The organism is Pseudoalteromonas sp. AWH4_217 (assembly GCF_056161105.1).
This window is the reverse complement of sequence record NZ_JBSWYM010000022.1, coordinates 1-16,592: the sequence shown is the minus strand read 5'-3', so window position 1 is coordinate 16,592 and position 16,592 is coordinate 1. Positions and strand designations below refer to the sequence as shown.

General features: G+C 48.6%; 11 protein-coding genes. 5 read left to right on the top strand and 6 right to left on the bottom strand.

All coding sequences use genetic code 11. The features are described 5' to 3' along the window. The first annotated feature begins 205 nt into the window (after positions 1-205). Positions 206-2,848, top strand: coding sequence for a putative bifunctional diguanylate cyclase/phosphodiesterase (locus ACXAH1_RS21125; protein WP_475199408.1), 2,643 nt, complete (start codon positions 206-208; stop codon positions 2,846-2,848). Here the strand turns inward: ACXAH1_RS21125 and ACXAH1_RS21120 are convergent. Beyond that, positions 2,845-3,630 (bottom strand): tetratricopeptide repeat protein, encoded by a 786-nt coding sequence (locus ACXAH1_RS21120; RefSeq protein ID WP_475199405.1) that lies wholly within the window; start codon positions 3,628-3,630, stop codon positions 2,845-2,847. The two genes, ACXAH1_RS21125 and ACXAH1_RS21120, sit on opposite strands and share 4 nt — an antisense overlap. Before the next feature lie 88 nt (positions 3,631-3,718). Then, positions 3,719-5,152: a M28 family peptidase gene (locus ACXAH1_RS21115; protein WP_475199403.1), complete on the bottom strand. Its 1,434-nt coding sequence runs from the start codon at positions 5,150-5,152 to the stop codon at positions 3,719-3,721. Between the two features lie 155 nt (positions 5,153-5,307). Between ACXAH1_RS21115 and dbpA the strand changes: the two genes are divergently transcribed. After that, positions 5,308-6,693: an ATP-dependent RNA helicase DbpA gene (gene dbpA, locus ACXAH1_RS21110; RefSeq protein ID WP_349288030.1), complete on the top strand. Its 1,386-nt coding sequence runs from the start codon at positions 5,308-5,310 to the stop codon at positions 6,691-6,693. 39 nt (positions 6,694-6,732) lie between these two features. On the opposite strand, the gene ACXAH1_RS21105 is transcribed toward dbpA, so the two are convergent. After that, a complete protein-coding gene (locus ACXAH1_RS21105; RefSeq protein ID WP_253110134.1) occupies positions 6,733-7,308 on the bottom strand; it encodes a DNA-J related domain-containing protein in 576 nt (191 codons plus the stop codon). An 86-nt stretch (positions 7,309-7,394) separates the two neighbouring features. On the opposite strand from ACXAH1_RS21105, the gene ACXAH1_RS21100 reads away from it, so the two are divergent. Further along, the gene (locus ACXAH1_RS21100; protein WP_475199401.1) at positions 7,395-10,256 is read left to right on the top strand and encodes an ATP-binding protein; all 2,862 of its coding nucleotides are present in this window, start codon (positions 7,395-7,397) and stop codon (positions 10,254-10,256) included. Here ACXAH1_RS21100 and ACXAH1_RS21095 read toward each other — a convergent pair. From ACXAH1_RS21095 to trxA, 3 genes are all read right to left on the bottom strand, one after another. Next, on the bottom strand, positions 10,233-11,516 hold the full coding sequence (locus ACXAH1_RS21095; RefSeq protein ID WP_475199399.1) for a methyl-accepting chemotaxis protein: 1,284 nt from the start codon (positions 11,514-11,516) through the stop codon (positions 10,233-10,235). The two genes, ACXAH1_RS21100 and ACXAH1_RS21095, sit on opposite strands and share 24 nt — an antisense overlap. Before the next feature lie 213 nt (positions 11,517-11,729). Further along, positions 11,730-12,989, bottom strand: a complete 1,260-nt coding sequence (gene rho / locus ACXAH1_RS21090) for a transcription termination factor Rho (RefSeq protein ID WP_010387091.1) — start codon at positions 12,987-12,989, stop codon at positions 11,730-11,732. A 218-nt stretch (positions 12,990-13,207) separates the two neighbouring features. Further along, the gene (trxA, locus tag ACXAH1_RS21085) at positions 13,208-13,534 is read right to left on the bottom strand and encodes a thioredoxin TrxA (RefSeq protein ID WP_010387092.1); all 327 of its coding nucleotides are present in this window, start codon (positions 13,532-13,534) and stop codon (positions 13,208-13,210) included. A gap of 91 nt (positions 13,535-13,625) precedes the next feature. On the opposite strand from trxA, the gene rhlB reads away from it, so the two are divergent. Together rhlB and gppA are read left to right on the top strand one after the other, a co-directional pair. Then, positions 13,626-14,912, top strand: coding sequence for an ATP-dependent RNA helicase RhlB (gene rhlB / locus ACXAH1_RS21080; protein WP_475199398.1), 1,287 nt, complete (start codon positions 13,626-13,628; stop codon positions 14,910-14,912). Between the two features lie 38 nt (positions 14,913-14,950). After that, positions 14,951-16,453, top strand: a complete 1,503-nt coding sequence (gene gppA, locus ACXAH1_RS21075) for a guanosine-5'-triphosphate,3'-diphosphate diphosphatase (protein ID WP_475199396.1) — start codon at positions 14,951-14,953, stop codon at positions 16,451-16,453. The last annotated feature ends 139 nt before the right edge of the window (positions 16,454-16,592 follow it).

The following is a 16,592-nucleotide window of genomic DNA, read 5'->3' as shown; positions in this document are numbered from 1 at the left end:
GTTTGGTTAGCCTGTTTGGTTTACTACCACAGGGTACAGCAGATGAAAAAGTGCTCCCTGAGTGTGTTTCGTACTTTTATTAACTACTATTATGCTATCGGTAGAAATAATTGATTCGGCGCAATAGTCTGGATCCTCTATGTATCTTTGCTTTTTGCTTTCAGTTATAGTCGGTTGCATTGCGCAGTATTTGTTTGGAGGCGGCTTGAAAATAACAACCACACTAGCCAGCTCATGTATTGCCATCCTGGCCCTATTTTTTTCTGCAGCGAAAAGTGCTGCGGCGCAGCACGCTTTGCCGATAAGTGCATTTGAGCAACATAGTGCCGTGATGTTACTCATTGAACCTAAAACTGGAAATATCGTTCAGGCGAATGAAGCCGCGGCGTTGTTTTACGGTTACAGTCAGGCACAACTGGAAAACATGCAGATCCAGCAGATCAACCAGTTTTCACCTCAACAGGTGGAGCAGGAGCGGATGTCTGCGCTGAGCGAAGGGCGCAATTATTTTATATTTCAGCACCAGCTTGCCAATGAAGAAGTCAGAACGGTGAGTGTGTATTCTGCACCATTTACCAGTGACGAAGGCCTGCCGCTGCTGTTATCGGTGATCCAGGATATCAGTGCACAACGCACCCTGGAGCGAGATTTGTGGCACTATCAATCCAACCTGGAGCAGCAAGTTGCACTACAAACCGCAGAGCTCAAAGACGCCAATACGGTCCAGCTGATTTTGCTTGGCAGTGTCATTGCCATTTTGGGTGGCTCCATTTTGGTGTTAGTGATGTTCACGCTGCGATTACGACGTGCAAAACGCCGTACAGAGTTACAGAAAAACCGCTTTAGTGCCATTTTTAACGCCATCGGCGATTATCTTATTTACACTAACTCAAGTAATGTTGTGGTCTCTGCAAATCAGGCTGCTAAGCGCGATTTAGGCAACATACAGGGACGCCCTGTTGGGTTTATTCTGGAAGAATGTAGCTGCCTGGATAATCTTGGGGTTGAACCCATCGAGTGTGAAGTCAAACTGGCAGGTCAACGTCGGGATGTCGAGATTAGTAAGACTGCTGTGCTGGACAGTGCCGGCGCGGAAACCGGGTCGATTTATTTAATCCAGGATATCAGCAAGCGTCTTGCCGGGGAAAAGGAACAGCGACTTGCCAGTACCGTCTTTGCGACAACCAGTGAGGGTGTGCTGGTCTCCAACCGTGACAATCAGATCCAGATGGTCAACCAGGCATTTACAGATATCACCGGCTTTACAGCTCAAGAGGTACTAGGTAATACCCCATCAATATTCAACTCGGGCCGACATGATGCCGCCTACTTTGCTCAGTTGTATGATGCGCTGACTTCCCGGGGCCATTGGGAGGGCGAAATCTGGAACAAGCGTAAAAACGGCGAAGTATACCCCAGCTGGTTGCAGGTTTCGGCGGTGTTCGATGCCGCAGGCGAAATCGATATGTATGTGGCCCTGTTTAACGATATTACCTCCCGCAAACGCAATGAGCAGCTGATGTGGCAGCAGGCCAACTTTGATAACCTCACCGGTCTGGCCAATCGTCATCATTACCATACTAAGTTTGACCTTGCGCTGGCGCAGGCTAAACAAAAACAAACCCGCCTGGCGGTGTGTTTTATCGATCTCGACCGTTTTAAAGCGGTAAACGACACGTTAGGGCATCACATTGGTGATCAGTTACTCATTGAAGCGGCCAATCGGATCCGCGAATGCACCCGAAATTCAGACACCGTGGCACGCTTAGGGGGAGATGAGTTTGCGCTCTTGTTACCTGATATGGCAAAAATCAGCGATATGGAAAAGCTTGCAACCAAAGTGCTGCACGCACTCAGCGAGCCATTTTTTCTCGAAGGCCATGAAGCCTTTGTATCCGGTAGTATGGGCATTACGTTTTATCCTGATGATGGTGCAGACCGTAAAGTGCTGCTCAGAAATGCCGACAGTGCCATGTATAAGGCCAAAGAGCATGGCCGTAATTGCTTTCAGTTTTTCACTTCTGCAATGCATGAGCATGCCAAAGCACGCAGCGCGCTGGAAGGGGCGTTGCATCGTGCTCTGACCAATCGTGAACTTTATCTGGCATATCAGCCGATCGTCGGGCAGGAGCGACTTGGATGTGAGGCGTTATTAAGGTGGCACAACCCTCAGCTGGGGCAGGTTTCACCGGCAGACTTTGTGCCCGTCTGTGAAGAGTTAGGACTGATCATCACCATCGGCGAGTGGGTGCTATATCAGGCTTGCGCGCAGGCAAAATCCTGGATCACGCAAACCGGTCAGCCTTTGTTTGTGTCGGTGAATGTCTCGAGTACACAGTTTAAGCGTCAGGATATTGCCAGTCTGGTTGCCAAAGTACTCAAAGAAACCGGATTGGCAGCCGATGCTTTAACGCTGGAGATCACCGAAACCGTATTGGCCGACAATTCTGGTCATATTCAGCGTCAGCTTGAGAGCTTGCGTGCAATGGGCGTAGGATTGGCCATTGATGATTTCGGCACAGGGTACTCTTCACTGAGTTATCTGAAGCGCTTCCCTTTGTCTAAGTTAAAGATAGACCGTGCTTTTATTCGAGATCTGCCTGATGACGAAGAAGACAGGGCACTGGTGAGCGCTATTATTTCGATGGCGGGTAAGCTGCATTTGAAAGTTATTGCGGAAGGCGTTGAAACGCCGGAGCAACTGAACTTTTTACAGGAGTTAGGGTGTGATTATACTCAGGGCTTTCTGCACGCTAAGCCTGCAGATGCGGCGCAGTTTGAGGCGTTTATTCACGATTACGCGGAGCAAAACCACAGTCGTCCTGAGCGGACGAGTATCGTCCGCTAGTCACACGAAAGCGTATTAGAACACAACTCACTGAGCAGTGCTTTTGCTTTGTGATTGCCCTGCGCAGCGGCCTGATTAAGAAGCTGGACTGCCTGCTTTGTATCTGCAACTTGGCCTTCAGTATCGAGCAGCATGGTGGCCAGATTATATTGCCCCCAATGGTCGCCCAGTTCTGCTGCCTTGGCAAAGGCTTCACGCGCTTGAGAAAGCTCACCTACCTGATAATGCGCAATACCACGTTGGTTATCGGGTGACAGTCGGTGTTTGGGTATGGGTGTATGCAGGCGAGGTATAACACGAGGCTTGACTATCCCACCCATAACATAAATATCATTGGGCCTGTGTATGGCGTAGATCGCGCCTTGCTCAAAGTAGTCGGCCAGCTCATCTCTGGGCCACTCAATTGGATCTGGGTGAAAATACTTGTCCAGCATCAGATTATCCAGCTGGATCGCCCGTTTTACATCCCGTTTTCGCCCATAGGTGTAACGCCCTTGCTTAACCGTAACGGTATCTTCGGTGGTTGCTATGACCTGAGTGATCCGATACTGGGCCTGATAGGCCCGTTGGGTTTCAAAACGACCCAGGTCAATCAAAATCAGGTCGTCCGTTTTCGGTTCGACTAACAGATGCTGATAGTGCGCTGTCTGCTGCACATGTTGCAACCAAAAATACGCGATAACACCCATTATGGCCGTAAGTAGTAACGCATTTTTAAAGCGGATCAGAAAGCGGCTGATCAGATCATGAGAGGTAAACAGGCCAGCGGTGAGTTTTTCCATTGTTCGCTCCTTGTTTTGGTGATGGCGTCGGGCTCTGATGTCCGACGCCATAGGTTGGTATGCATTTACTTAATAAAAGCGGCGTGCCTTACTTTCCCTGCATGCGTGTTTTACCGTTGGCAGCCATCAGTGCGAAGACGGCATAGGCCGCGGTATTTTGTTTCAACTTAGCGGGATCGACTTTATCCAGCGTGTCATCTGCAGTGTGATGGTAGTCAAAATAATCGGTGCCATCCTGATGCAGATCGAAAATTGGCGCAGAGGTTAGTTTATTTAACGGGATCAGATCCGGACCTCCACGTGCACGGTTGGCACCAATGTAGTTAATGCCTAAAGGTTTTAACTGTTCAGCCATGGCGCGAACCAGCGGCAGAGAAGCGGCATTCACGTTAGACTCAAATGCATACACCACATCCGCACCAAAGTCTGATTCGGCGGCGGCAACAATCTGCGCCAGTTTGTCTTCATGACGTTTGAAGTACGCTTTGGCACCCCATAATCCCAACTCTTCGGCGGCAAACAGGACGACCCGGATGCTGCGTTTGGGTCGGGTCACTGAGGCGATGTGTTTGGCCGCGGCCATGGTCAGCGCCATACCGGCACCATCGTCCAGAGCACCTGTGCCAAGATCCCAGGAGTCATGGTGACTGCCAAGCAAGACGTATTGATCAGGAAACTCCGAGCCGGTGATTTCACCAATCACGTTAAAACTAGTCCCTTCACCGAGATCTTCGGTCTGAATATTGATTTCGACTCTGGGGGTGTGACCATGCTTGAACAGACGCGCAATTTGATCAGCGTCCGGGTTTGCAATGGCGGTGGCCGGGATTTTCGTGACCTGCTCGTCATAGTGACTGCCCCCGGTGTGCGCAAAACGGTGATGGGCGGTACTGACTGAACGCATCATATAGGCGATGGCCCCTTTCTTTGCCGCCTCAACGGCCCCTTTATTGCGAGCCTGGACTGCCGGACCATAGCCATTGCCATCAATATCTCTATTCATTTTGTAGTTGATGAAAGCAATTTTGCCTTTCAGGCTACCTGCTGGCGCAGCTTTTAGTTCGTCAAAGGTTTCAAACAACGCGATTTCTCCACTCAGCCCTTGCTGAGGGGTACTGATGCTATTGCCCAGTGCCGTGATGTGCAGTGGCTGTTCGCTCGGCGCGACCAGCTTGGCCGACTCGTGATAGCGACGCCATTCCGGAAAGGTTGCGGCTTCCAGCCAGACTTTGTCAAAACCCAGACGCTTAAACTGTTGCTCAGCCCAGGCTACCGTCAGCTTATCGTTTTCTGTACCGGGCAGGCGTGGGCCTATCTCGGTCGTCAACGATTCCAGCAATTGCCAGCTTAAATCACTCTGGCTGGCCAGAGTACGTACTTTGGCGACTTCCTCTAGTTGTGCTTGCGTGAATTCCTGCGCCTGAGCAACCGCACTGGCGGTTAATGCACACAGTGGTAACAGCCAGTGTCTGGCGGCGCTGGTTAGCCTGCTAAAAGGCGTAAAGCGTATCATCTGATCCATAGTAACCCTTGGTAATTTACATCGCTTTAGATTGTCGCAACAAATGTTGTTAAATTAAACTTTTTCGGGGTGAACGGGCGTTTTTACTTACTGAAGTGACGGCGCTATGCGGGATTTGCTAAACTTTGCAAATTGAGTTTCTCCGAGGTAATAGTGTGACCCAATCGTTTAATCAAGTGCCGTTGACCCGGCATCTCCAAAGTGGCTTACAGCAAGCCGGTTTTACCACCATGACGCCCATTCAGGCACAGGCATTACCCGCCATTATCGCCCAGCAGGACGTAATCGCTCAGGCAAAAACCGGATCGGGTAAAACTCTGGCATTTAGCCTTGGTCTGCTAAACAAGCTGGTAGCTGAGGAGCAGGTGATCCAGAGCCTGGTACTGGCACCCACCCGAGAGCTGGCACAACAGGTGGCCACGGAGATCCGCAAGCTGGCGCGTGGCATGCAAAATATTAAGGTGCTGACAGTATGTGGTGGTGAACCCATAGGTCCGCAGATCAGCTCGCTGGAGCATGGTGCGCACGTTGTGGTTGGTACCCCCGGGCGAATTGAAGAGCATCTTTATAAAGGCACACTTGACCTGACTCAGGTGCAGACCTGGGTTCTGGATGAAGCCGATCAAATGCTGGCTATGGGCTTCATTGAAGCGCTGGAAAACATCGCCATTTATCTGCCCCCGGAGCGTCAGACATTGATGTTCAGTGCCACTTATCAGAAAGATATTGAGGCGCTAACCCAACAATTTATGCGCGAGCCTGTCATGGTTAAGGGAGAGGAAGAAAGCCTCAACCGGCAAATTAAACAGCAGTTTTTTGCGCTTAAAAATAACAAACTGAGATTTAACACATTGCGCCTGTTGCTGCAGCATTACAAACCCGTTAGCTGCATTGCCTTTTGCAACACCAAAGTCGAAACGAAGAAGTTATATAGTGAGCTCAGGGCCAGTGGCGTGAATGTTGTCACCTTGCATGGCGACCTGGATCAGGCTGAGCGGGTTCGCGCATTGATCCGCTTTGCCAATAAAAGTGCATCAGTGCTGGTTGCTACGGATGTTGCAGCACGGGGCCTGGACATTGATGATGTCGATATGGTGGTTAATTACCACATGGCACTGGACCCGCAAACTCATGTACACAGGGTCGGTCGCACCGGGCGGGGCGGCAAAAAAGGGCTTGCATGCTCTTTGTTCGGCGAAAATGAAGCATTTAAAGTCGCTAAACTGAGTGAAATCTATGAACAGGCGTTTGAGCCAGCAACGCCGCCACCTTTGAGTCTGCTCGACAAGCCTGCCTTCAAGCCCCCGATGGTTACTTTGCAAGTAGATGGAGGGAAAAAAGACAAGCTTCGCGCTGGCGACATTGTCGGTTGTCTGACGTCAGAGCAGGGGATTGGTGCCAGTCTGATTGGTAATATTGATTTACTGGATCATCAGGCGTTTGTTGCTGTGGCCAGAGAAGGGGTCAAGCCCGCGCTCAGAAAGTTACAGGAGAGCAAGCTTAAGGGGCGCAAATTTAAAGCAAAGCGGATGAGTCTGTAGTTATATCAATCCACATTCATATAAATCATGGGGGTGGTATTATTCATCCGCTTCTGCATAGCATTTAAGTAGCTCGTACTCCTCTTGGAGTTGTTGGAACAAGGTTTGTTCCCCTTGTTGATCCGGGTGAGCCGCAAATGCCAGTGTACGCCAGCGTTTGCTAAGCTGGCGTCGGGAATACGGGCACGGCAGTTGCCACTTACTGATGAGCTCAACGTGCCGCTCGGCCCCCGTTTCAGGCATCTTCATATAGCGCTGCCAGAATTGAGTCAGCAGCGCGGTGACCTCGTCTTTACTGGTATCATAGTTGCACCAATCTAAATAATAATCCCTGAGAGGGTCTTGTTTTTGCAATGTGGAGCGTGCTTGCTGTTCAAGCAGACGGATGTCCATGGCCTCAACCTGCAAATAATACCCTTGCTCAGCAAACTCTTGCTGTAGTTGATAGAGCGCATTCATCAACAAAAAGTTACGCTTAAAAAGCGCTTTGTCAGGGTCATCGTCCAACCTGGGGAACCCCATTTCTTTATCCAGTGCGCTAGCGAGTCGGTGTAATTGCGTTGCGCGCTCACGGGTGATTATCCTAAAAGTGGCATCAAGGAGGGGGTTCAACATTGTTCCGCCTGTAAACATGGTGTATCTTCTTTGTTCAATTCTTATTTTTTGACACGTCTATTGCAAGTAATACGGGGCAGACAGGGATGATAAAGGGTTTTAAGTGGGCTGTGGCTGCTGTGTTATTGATCGGAGTATGGTCACTCAGAGTTAATGCCGACACATCTGTTTCTTCGCCTGCAATCACGCAGCAAATTACTGCGCTGTCAGAGATGACAAACTGGCAGGAACAGATGCTGGGCGCGGAGCGTTTACTGCAGCTTCCGGAGTTAACGCCTGAGCAACGGGCAAGTACGCTCAAAACCATCGGTAAGATCGCGCTAGAGAGTACGCGCTATGAGATGGCCATTCGTTACTTTGAGCAGCTTGAGGCCCTGAGCCGCGAAGCTGGGTTGTCAGACAGTCTATACCATGCTTTTAAAATGCAAGGGATCAGCGCCTTTTACCAGGGAGACTATTCGGCATCGGTTATCGACTATCAACAGGCTTTGGTGGTCGCTGAGCAAAGAGCCAAGCCAATAGAGCGGGCGGATATTCACAATAATCTGGGCATGTCTTTTATCCAGATCCACGATCTGGAAGCCTCACTGGAACATTATCTGGCTGCTTACATGCTGTACGAGCAATATGGCAATGAGCAAGACAGGGCTGATATGTTGCTGAATCTCGCCGGTGTGTACATTCGCCAGTTTCGTTACAACAAAGCTGAGGAATTACTCAAGCGTGCCATTACACTGTTCGAACGGTTAGGTGATGAGTATGGCGTGGCGCTGTCACAAGGCAACCTTGGGGTCATTTATACCGAATCAAACCGGCCTGAACTGGCGCGTACCGCTGTTAAAGCGGCGGTTGATTACTATCACAGTATCAATAACACCCGGCACCTGGCGTTTGAATACGTCAATATGGCAAAGCTAAGTTTATTGACCAGGGACTACACATCCGCTGAACAGGAAGTCAACTTTGCCATGTATTATGCGGAGAAGGCTGATAACCAGGCTGGCGTTATGCATGCCTTGCACCCCACGGCCAGACTGCAATTAATGCGTGGAGAAATTGATGCGGCAGAGGAGAGTATCGATCAGGGGCTTACCTTAACACGTAAACTGGGTGATCGCCTCAGGGAGCGAGAGTTTTTGCATTTACTGGCTCTGGTTCAGGCCGCAAAAGGTAAAATGCAGGCGGCAGTAGAAACGCTAGATTATTACCGGGATCTGCAGTTTGCCCTGCTGAATGAAGGTTTGATCACCCGCCTGAATAAGTATCAGAGCAAGTTTGAAGAAAGTCAGCTAAGTCAGGAGTTGGCAAAAATGAGGCAGGCACAGGAGTTGCAAAAACTCCAGGATGAGCAGCAAAATCAATTGTTATGGATGAGTGGATTGATCTTATGTCTGGCGCTGATTTCTGTCTTTGCATTTTACCACCGTGCGACGGAGCGCCGTGCAAAAATTGAACTCAGTAAAAAAGTGGCCCAGCGAACGGCGCAGTTGCAACAGACTGCCGATGAGTTGCGCAATGCGAACCAGATAAAAAGCCAGTTTCTGGCTAATATCAGCCATGAAATACGCACCCCCTTGACTGCTATTTTAGGCCATGCGGAAAGTTTGCAGCAGGACTATGTACACGATCCCCATTTAATGTCATCTCTGGGGGTGGTGACAAGGCAAGGTAATCACCTAAAAGACCTGATCAGCGATGTACTGGACCTGAGTAAGATTGAGGCGCAGAGACTAGAACTGGAGTACACCGAATTTACCATCGAGAGTCTGCTCGCCGATGTCTGTGATATGTTCCAGCGGCCCTGTATGGAGAAGTCGCTTGGGTTACTGGTCGAGAATGACTTACCCACTCCCTATTTAGTGCGGCTCGATTATGTGCGCCTGAAGCAAATTTTGATCAACCTGCTCAGTAATGCGGTGAAATTTACTCAGGAGGGACAGGTCGAGCTGATTATCAGGCAGCAGAAGGACGGTATCTTATTCATTGTGCGAGACAGTGGTATTGGTATGTCGGAATCTCAGGTTGCCAGGATTTTTGAGTGCTTCCAGCAGGGAGATAATAGTATAACTCGCCGGTTTGGTGGCTCCGGACTCGGACTGAGCTTATCACAGCATTTGGCAAAAATGATGGGGGGCGAGATCTCAGTTCAGAGTGAAGTTGAAAGAGGCAGTCAGTTTAAACTGAGTATGCCCTGTGCCAGACTGAGTCAGGCCAGTCAGCCAGATAACCTTGAAAAAATATCGCATGCGCAGTCTTTGGCATCAGATGTGAAATTATCTGGCACAGTGCTGCTGGCTGAAGATCATGATGATAATCGTGCGCTGATCTCTCGACTGCTCGAAAAAATGGGACTTGAGGTCGATGTTGTAGGCAATGGGCGAGAGGCGGTAGAGCGCTGTCTCAGCACTTATCCGGATGTTGTATTAATGGATATTCAGATGCCGGAAATGGACGGTCTTGAGGCCCTGAAACTATTGCGTCAGGCTGGTTTTGAAGGAGAAGTGTATGCACTGACGGCCAATGTGATGGAACATGAAATCAAAGGTTATCTGGCTCAGGGGTTCAGTGGTCACCTCAGCAAGCCAATCAACAGCGAACTGCTGTATCAGACACTTGCCCAGTCTTTGCAGCGTATCCATGCCTCTCAACCACTGGATTTATCAATAGATATGAGTGACCTCAAGCAGAGTTTTGCACAAACGCTGGAGCAAGAGAGATATAAATTGATTGATTTGTGGCAGGAACAAAACTGGCAGGCACTCCAGCACCATTGTCATAAATTAAATGGTGCTGCAAGCATGTTTGAATTCGTCCATATCTCAGATATTGCTTCACAGTTCGAAGCGGCGCTAAAACAAGAGCAAACGGCCCTGTATCAAGACTTGTTCCTGATCCTGTGCGACGAATTAAAAGTGTGTAGCTACTCAGAACAGCTCGATGTCACCTAGTGCGCTGTGCTCTCTGGCTTGGCTGTTTTTGTCTGAAGTGACGGCCTGTGTATCTGTGTCACAATTATACCGGCTGGTATCCGTACGGTGAGTCACATCCGGCTGGGGCCGCTCTGCTTTGAAGATCGACAGTTTCTCATGAATACATGCAGCCAGGTTGATAAGGTCGCTACTTGAAACAGCCTGAATCTTGGAGGCAGAAAGGGCATCAGAGTTAAGCTCAACCATTGACTCAATGCTGGACTGAGCCTCATCGGAGACTGCTTTCTGTTGGCTTACCTGGGTATGAATGCTGTGTGACAGTGCATTGATATCTATCATTGACTGCTCTATTTGGTCTACTTCTTTTGTAGAGGCCTCAGATAAGCTGACTGTTTTGTCGGTTTCTGCCAGTGCGGTAAGCATCTGGGCATGTGCGCTGTCAGTTCCTGCCTGGATTTTGTTGACCATATTGCGGACTTCCTGTGTTGATTGACTCGTCCGCGCTGCCAGATTACGCACTTCATCAGCCACGACGGCAAAGCCTCGGCCCTGTTCACCTGCTCGGGCAGCTTCAATGGCGGCGTTTAGTGCCAGTAAGTTGGTTTGCTCCGCGATGGCATTAATGACGTCTATGACAGAGCTAATGGCATCACTATCGGCTTTCAATGAAGCGATTTGTTCGCTGGTAGCCTGAATATTACCCGCCAGGGTCATCAGGCTCTCCTGGCTTTTGTCTGTGTCTATGCGGGTCTTTTTGACCGCTTGTGTGGCATTTTCGACTGAGCTGTAGATTTTCTCCAGGCTGTCATCCAGCTCTCTCGAAACAGTCAGCATGTGATTAATTGCTGTTGCCAAGTCTTCACCATGAGCATGCTGAATAGTCGCTTTTTGTGTCATAGATGCGTAGGTATCGCGCAGGCTGTCAGCCATAGGGGTGAGCCTTGAAGATGAAGCGTATACTTCGCCAATAATATGCTCCATCATCGCCATACTGTCGTTGATGGCCAGGCAGGCTTCGGGTAAGGTTTTGTCTTTTTCATCAAAACGAAAAGTCAGGTCTATTGTATCCTGGTGGTGTAACGCACTGACAAAGCTATATAAATAGGCACCTTTTTGCTGTTTCTTGTTTAGCCACAGGGCGGCGAAGAAAGAGGCAATCCCCATCAGGAGGATGAGCGTGATCGTGACTTTGAGAGGAAGTGAAAATATGGCTGTACAGACCAGCACGACGGCTATATTCACTGTAGTCACGGCCATGGCACTGGCTACTAAACGCATGGGTGTGTTCTTCCTTTATCGGGCTTGCTTGATGAGTCTTGTTGTACGTGGTGTGCCTAGACAAAAGCAAAGGTCAGGCGGACAGGACTTGCCCTGATCTGTTGTTAGTGTCTGTGCGCATCTACATATATATAGAACACCTACAGGAGCGTGTCAGCAGTGGAGACATAAAAAAAGCCTGCATAAGCAGGCTTTCTTTTCTAGCGTGAATAATTACTTACGCTTCATTGAGTCAAAGAACTCGTTGTTTGTTTTGCACATAGACAGCTTATCGATGAGGAATTCCATCGCATCGATTTCACTCATTTCATGAACAATCTTGCGTAAAATCCACATCTTTTGCAGTTCGTCCGGCTTAGTAAGCAGCTCTTCACGACGTGTACCTGAGCGGTTAAAGTCAATGGCCGGGAAGACACGCTTTTCAGCAATCTTGCGGTTTAAGTGCAGTTCCATGTTACCGGTACCCTTAAACTCTTCGTAAATGACCTCGTCCATCTTAGAACCCGTGTCAATCAGGGCTGTTGCGATGATGGTCAGGCTGCCACCTTCTTCAACATTACGTGCAGCACCGAAGAAACGTTTTGGCTTATGCAGTGCATTTGCATCAACACCACCCGTCAGTACTTTACCAGAAGACGGGATCACTGTGTTGTACGCACGTGCAAGACGCGTGATTGAGTCCAACAGAATGATAACGTCTTTTTTGTGCTCAACCAGTCGTTTCGCCTTCTCAATAACCATTTCAGCTACCTGAACGTGGCGACTTGCTGGCTCATCGAAGGTTGAGGCGACAACTTCACCTTGTACCAGACGTTGCATCTCAGTTACTTCTTCCGGACGCTCATCGATCAACAGTACCATCAGTGTTGCGTCTGGGTTGTTGTAAGAAATAGACTGCGCAATGTTCTGTAGCAACATGGTCTTACCGGCTTTTGGTGGCGCAACAATCAGTGCACGCTGACCTTTGCCGATAGGTGATGCGAGATCCAGTACTCGGGCAGTGATATCTTCTGTACTACCATTACCGCGTTCCATCACCATACGTTCGTTGGCGTGAATAGGTGTCAGGTTTTCGAACAGGATTTTAGTTCTGGAGTTTTCTGGTTTATCGAAGTTTACTTCATTCACTTTTAGCAGTGCGAAGTAACGCTCACCATCTTTTGGTGGGCGGATCAGGCCGCTAATGCTGTCACCAGTACGCAGGCTAAAGCGTCTGATCTGGCTGGGCGAAACATAAATGTCATCCGGGCCTGCCAGGTAGGAGGCTTCCGATGAGCGTAAAAAGCCGAAGCCATCCTGAAGAATTTCCAGCACGCCGCCACCATAGATGTTTTCGCCGCTTTTAGCGTGCGCTTTCAAGATGGCGAAAATGATGTCTTGTTTTCTTAGACGAGCAACGTTCTCGAGTCCCATAGACTCGGCAAGTTTTACAAGCTCATTGATTGACTTGTCTTTTAGTTCGCGTAAATGCATATTGGTGGGTTCTTTATTTAAAAGTTGTTCTCTCGTGGTACGAGGGATTGAATTGAAATTGCTTAAGGTTAGTGGCTCTATAAGTTAGCAGCTAGGGGAGCAGTCGTCCAGTCTTTATACAAATTTAATCAGGTAGGGCCGATGCAGCGCTACCTGATACATTCGGACTGTGACTTATCGGCTCTCAGCGTATGCTGATGCCTGAGATAAGTAATCAGTTAGATGTTGTTCTCAAGGAACTCGATCAGTTGTGTTTTTGACAACGCACCAACTTTAGTGGCTGCAACCGCACCGTCTTTGAACAGTAGCAGAGTTGGGATACCACGGATACCAAACTTAGGCGGTGTCAGAGAGTTTTGATCGATGTTGAGCTTAGCTACAGTTGCGCGACCTTCGAACTCGTCTGCAATTTCGTCCAGGATAGGTGCAATCATTTTACATGGACCACACCATTCAGCCCAGAAATCTACCAGTACAGGGGTATCCGACTTAAGCACGTCTGCTTCGAAGCTGTCATCAGTTAATTGAATAATTTTGTCGCTCATTGCGCTCTCCGTTAGAATTAGGTCAATTATTTAATGCGTATTTAAACACTCTTGTTTCTTATTGCAAGTTTAAACGTTATGCTTAATTGCTATGACTAAGACACATTTGACCAATAAAAAATTTATCGACTTTGCTTTAGCACCGGAAGTGGTCGCCGGTTTGACAGCGAGTGGCTTCGAATATTGTACGCCAATCCAAGCAAAGTGCATGCCCTACATCAGTGAGGGTCGAGACATTGCCGGTCAGGCGCAAACAGGTACAGGTAAAACGCTTGCGTTTTTAACTGCGACCTGCCATCGACTGTTGCAAAGCCAGCCTGATGCTCAGGTTGCCGGTCAGCCACGTGCGTTAATTATGGCCCCGACACGAGAGCTTGCGATCCAAATCCACAAAGACGCCCAAATTATGGCACCAGCGTGTGGGTTAAAGCTTGGCTTAGTATATGGAGGCGAAGAATACGAAAAACAACGGTCACAATTAGAAAAAGGGGTGGATATCCTGATTGGTACCACCGGACGCCTGATCGATTTCTACAAACAAGGTGCCTATAACCTTAATAACATTGAAGTTGTTGTGTTGGATGAAGCGGATCGCATGTTTGATCTGGGCTTTATCAAAGATATTCGATACTTGTTTAATCGTATGCCGGATACGCAGCAAAGACTTAACCTGCTGTTTTCTGCAACGCTGTCTTATCGTGTCCAGGAGTTGGCATTCGAACACATGCATAACCCAATTCATGTGCAGATAGAGCCAGATGTTAAAACAGGAAAACGCATTCAAGAAGAGCTGTTCCACCCTTCGCAAGAGGACAAAATTCCTTTACTCCTTACCTTGATTGAGGAAGAGTGGCCCGATAAGGCCATTGTATTTGCCAATACCAAGCACAGTTGTGAAAACGTCTATGAATGGCTAAAAAATGACGGGCATCGAGTGGGGCTGTTAACTGGCGACGTCAATCAGAAGAAGCGTTTGTCTATATTATCCAAATTCACCAAGGGTGAACTGGATCTGCTGGTTGCAACGGATGTCGCAGCGCGTGGTTTGCACATTCCAGAGGTAAGTCATGTACTCAATTTTGACCTGCCAGACGATTGTGAGGACTATGTACACCGTATTGGTCGTACCGGTCGAGCTGGCGCATCAGGGCATGCGATTAGCTTTGCCTGCGAGCAGTATGCATATAACTTACATGAGATTGAAGAATACATTGACCATGCAATTCCGGTTTCTCACTACGATAAGTCTGCACTACTAGATGACATTAAAGCGCCTGCCAGACAACAAAGGCGCAGAAACTCATCCGGTCAGCGCGGTAATCGCAATGGTAGTAACCGTCGACAAGGTAGTTACCAAAAACCGCGCCCGCGTAATTAATCGGGCATTTTGGTAGAAGTAGATAGAGGTTAGTAAGCGTGGTTCAGAGATCCCCACATGAAAATGTGTATGCGGTGATTGATTTAGGATCAAACAGCTTCCATATGTTGATCGCAAAACATATGGCCGGTGGCGTGCATACAATTGGGCGAGTCAAACGTAAAGTTCGGCTGGCTGCAGGTCTGGATGAGCAAAATTTGCTGAGCGAAGAAGCAATGCAGAGGGGCTTGGAATGTTTGTCCCTGTTCGCTGAAAGACTGCAAGATATCCCGACTGACAATATACGTATTGTGGCCACCGCGACCTTGCGCCTGGCAACCAATGCAAATGTGTTTAAGCAAAAAGCTGAACAAATTCTTGGTCACCCTATTTCTATCATCAGCGGGGAAGAAGAAGCCCGTTCTATTTATAAAGGCGTCGCACATACATCTGCCTGTCAGGGGCGCCAGCTTGTTGTCGATATAGGTGGAGCGAGCACCGAAATCGTTATTGGTCAGGGTTTTGAGGCAAAGCTTTATCATAGCCTGAATATGGGCTGTGTCACCTACTTAGAACGCTACTTCGCAGACGGCGCGCTGAGTGAGAGCAATTTTGCTGCGGCAACGACGGCTGCTCATAAGGTGGTTGCACCTTATGCTGCTCAATATAAAACTTCTGGCTGGGAGCTTGCTATTGGTGCATCCGGCACAGTTCAGGCTATTCAGGAGATTTTCGCGGCGCTCGGTTTAGATGAAATGCTGACCCTGGATAAACTTCAGGCAATTCGTGCGCAAGCAATCCGGTTTGAGAGCATAGAACAACTTGAGTTGCCAGGGTTAAGTGAAGAGCGCCGTTTAGTCTTTGTCTCAGGGCTGGCAATATTAATTGCACTGTTCGAAGCGTTGCAAATTGAACGAATGGGCCTGGCAGGTGGTGCCTTACGTGAAGGCATCCTGTACAGCATGATTGATCAGCTCAATCAGGCGGACATTCGTAAACGCACACTTGATGGCTTTATGTCCCGATATCATGTTGATGATGGGCAGGCTGCACGTGTGTTTGATATATGCAAAATTTTGCTTCAGCAATTAGAAGCGCCGATGCAGTTTGACTTTCAAAGTGCGTGTGGCCTGTTACGTGCTGCAGCGTCAATGCATGAGATTGGTTTAGTTATTGACTACAAATCTTATCATCAACACAGCGCCTACATTTTGAAACACACCGGCATGCCTGGGTACTCCCGAGTTCAAAAGCAAATGGTAGTGACGTTAGTGGGTAACCACAGGCTCGATGTAGAAGAAGGGCCTTTTACTCAGTTTGGTAATCAACAAGGGTTTATAGAGTTACTTGTCAGGATACTCCGGATTGCGGTAATCCTATCCATGCGCCGTCAAGATGATGTTTTGCCCGACCTTTACATTACAGCAACTGAACCTGAGACATTGACTCTGACATTACCCGATGATTGGCTGCATGATCACCCATTGATGCGCAGCGAATTGGAGTTAGAAGCTGGATATCAGGATAAAGCAGGTTGGATATTGAAAATTGAGCGCGATTAGGCGCTCTTTTTGTACAATAAACGTCTAAAAAGAGGTGTTTTGGTTGTATTTTGTCCGAACGCACCGTTTTTCTCACTTTTCTTCAAAAAAGGGGTTGCGCTGGGTTTCGATTTCCCTATAATGCGCATCCACCGACACG

Excerpts from the sequence above, each read along its gene's own strand:
- ACXAH1_RS21120 (WP_475199405.1), bottom strand. The coding sequence starts at position 3,630 with ATGGAAAAACTCACCGCTGGCCTGTTTACCTCTCATGATCTGATCAGC.
- ACXAH1_RS21115 (WP_475199403.1), bottom strand. The coding sequence starts at position 5,152 with ATGGATCAGATGATACGCTTTACGCCTTTTAGCAGGCTAACCAGCGCC.
- ACXAH1_RS21105 (WP_253110134.1), bottom strand. The coding sequence starts at position 7,308 with ATGTTGAACCCCCTCCTTGATGCCACTTTTAGGATAATCACCCGTGAG.
- ACXAH1_RS21100 (WP_475199401.1), top strand. The coding sequence starts at position 7,395 with ATGATAAAGGGTTTTAAGTGGGCTGTGGCTGCTGTGTTATTGATCGGA.
- ACXAH1_RS21095 (WP_475199399.1), bottom strand. The coding sequence starts at position 11,516 with ATGCGTTTAGTAGCCAGTGCCATGGCCGTGACTACAGTGAATATAGCC.
- rho (WP_010387091.1), bottom strand. The coding sequence starts at position 12,989 with ATGCATTTACGCGAACTAAAAGACAAGTCAATCAATGAGCTTGTAAAA.
- trxA (WP_010387092.1), bottom strand. The coding sequence starts at position 13,534 with ATGAGCGACAAAATTATTCAATTAACTGATGACAGCTTCGAAGCAGAC.
- rhlB (WP_475199398.1), top strand. The coding sequence starts at position 13,626 with ATGACTAAGACACATTTGACCAATAAAAAATTTATCGACTTTGCTTTA.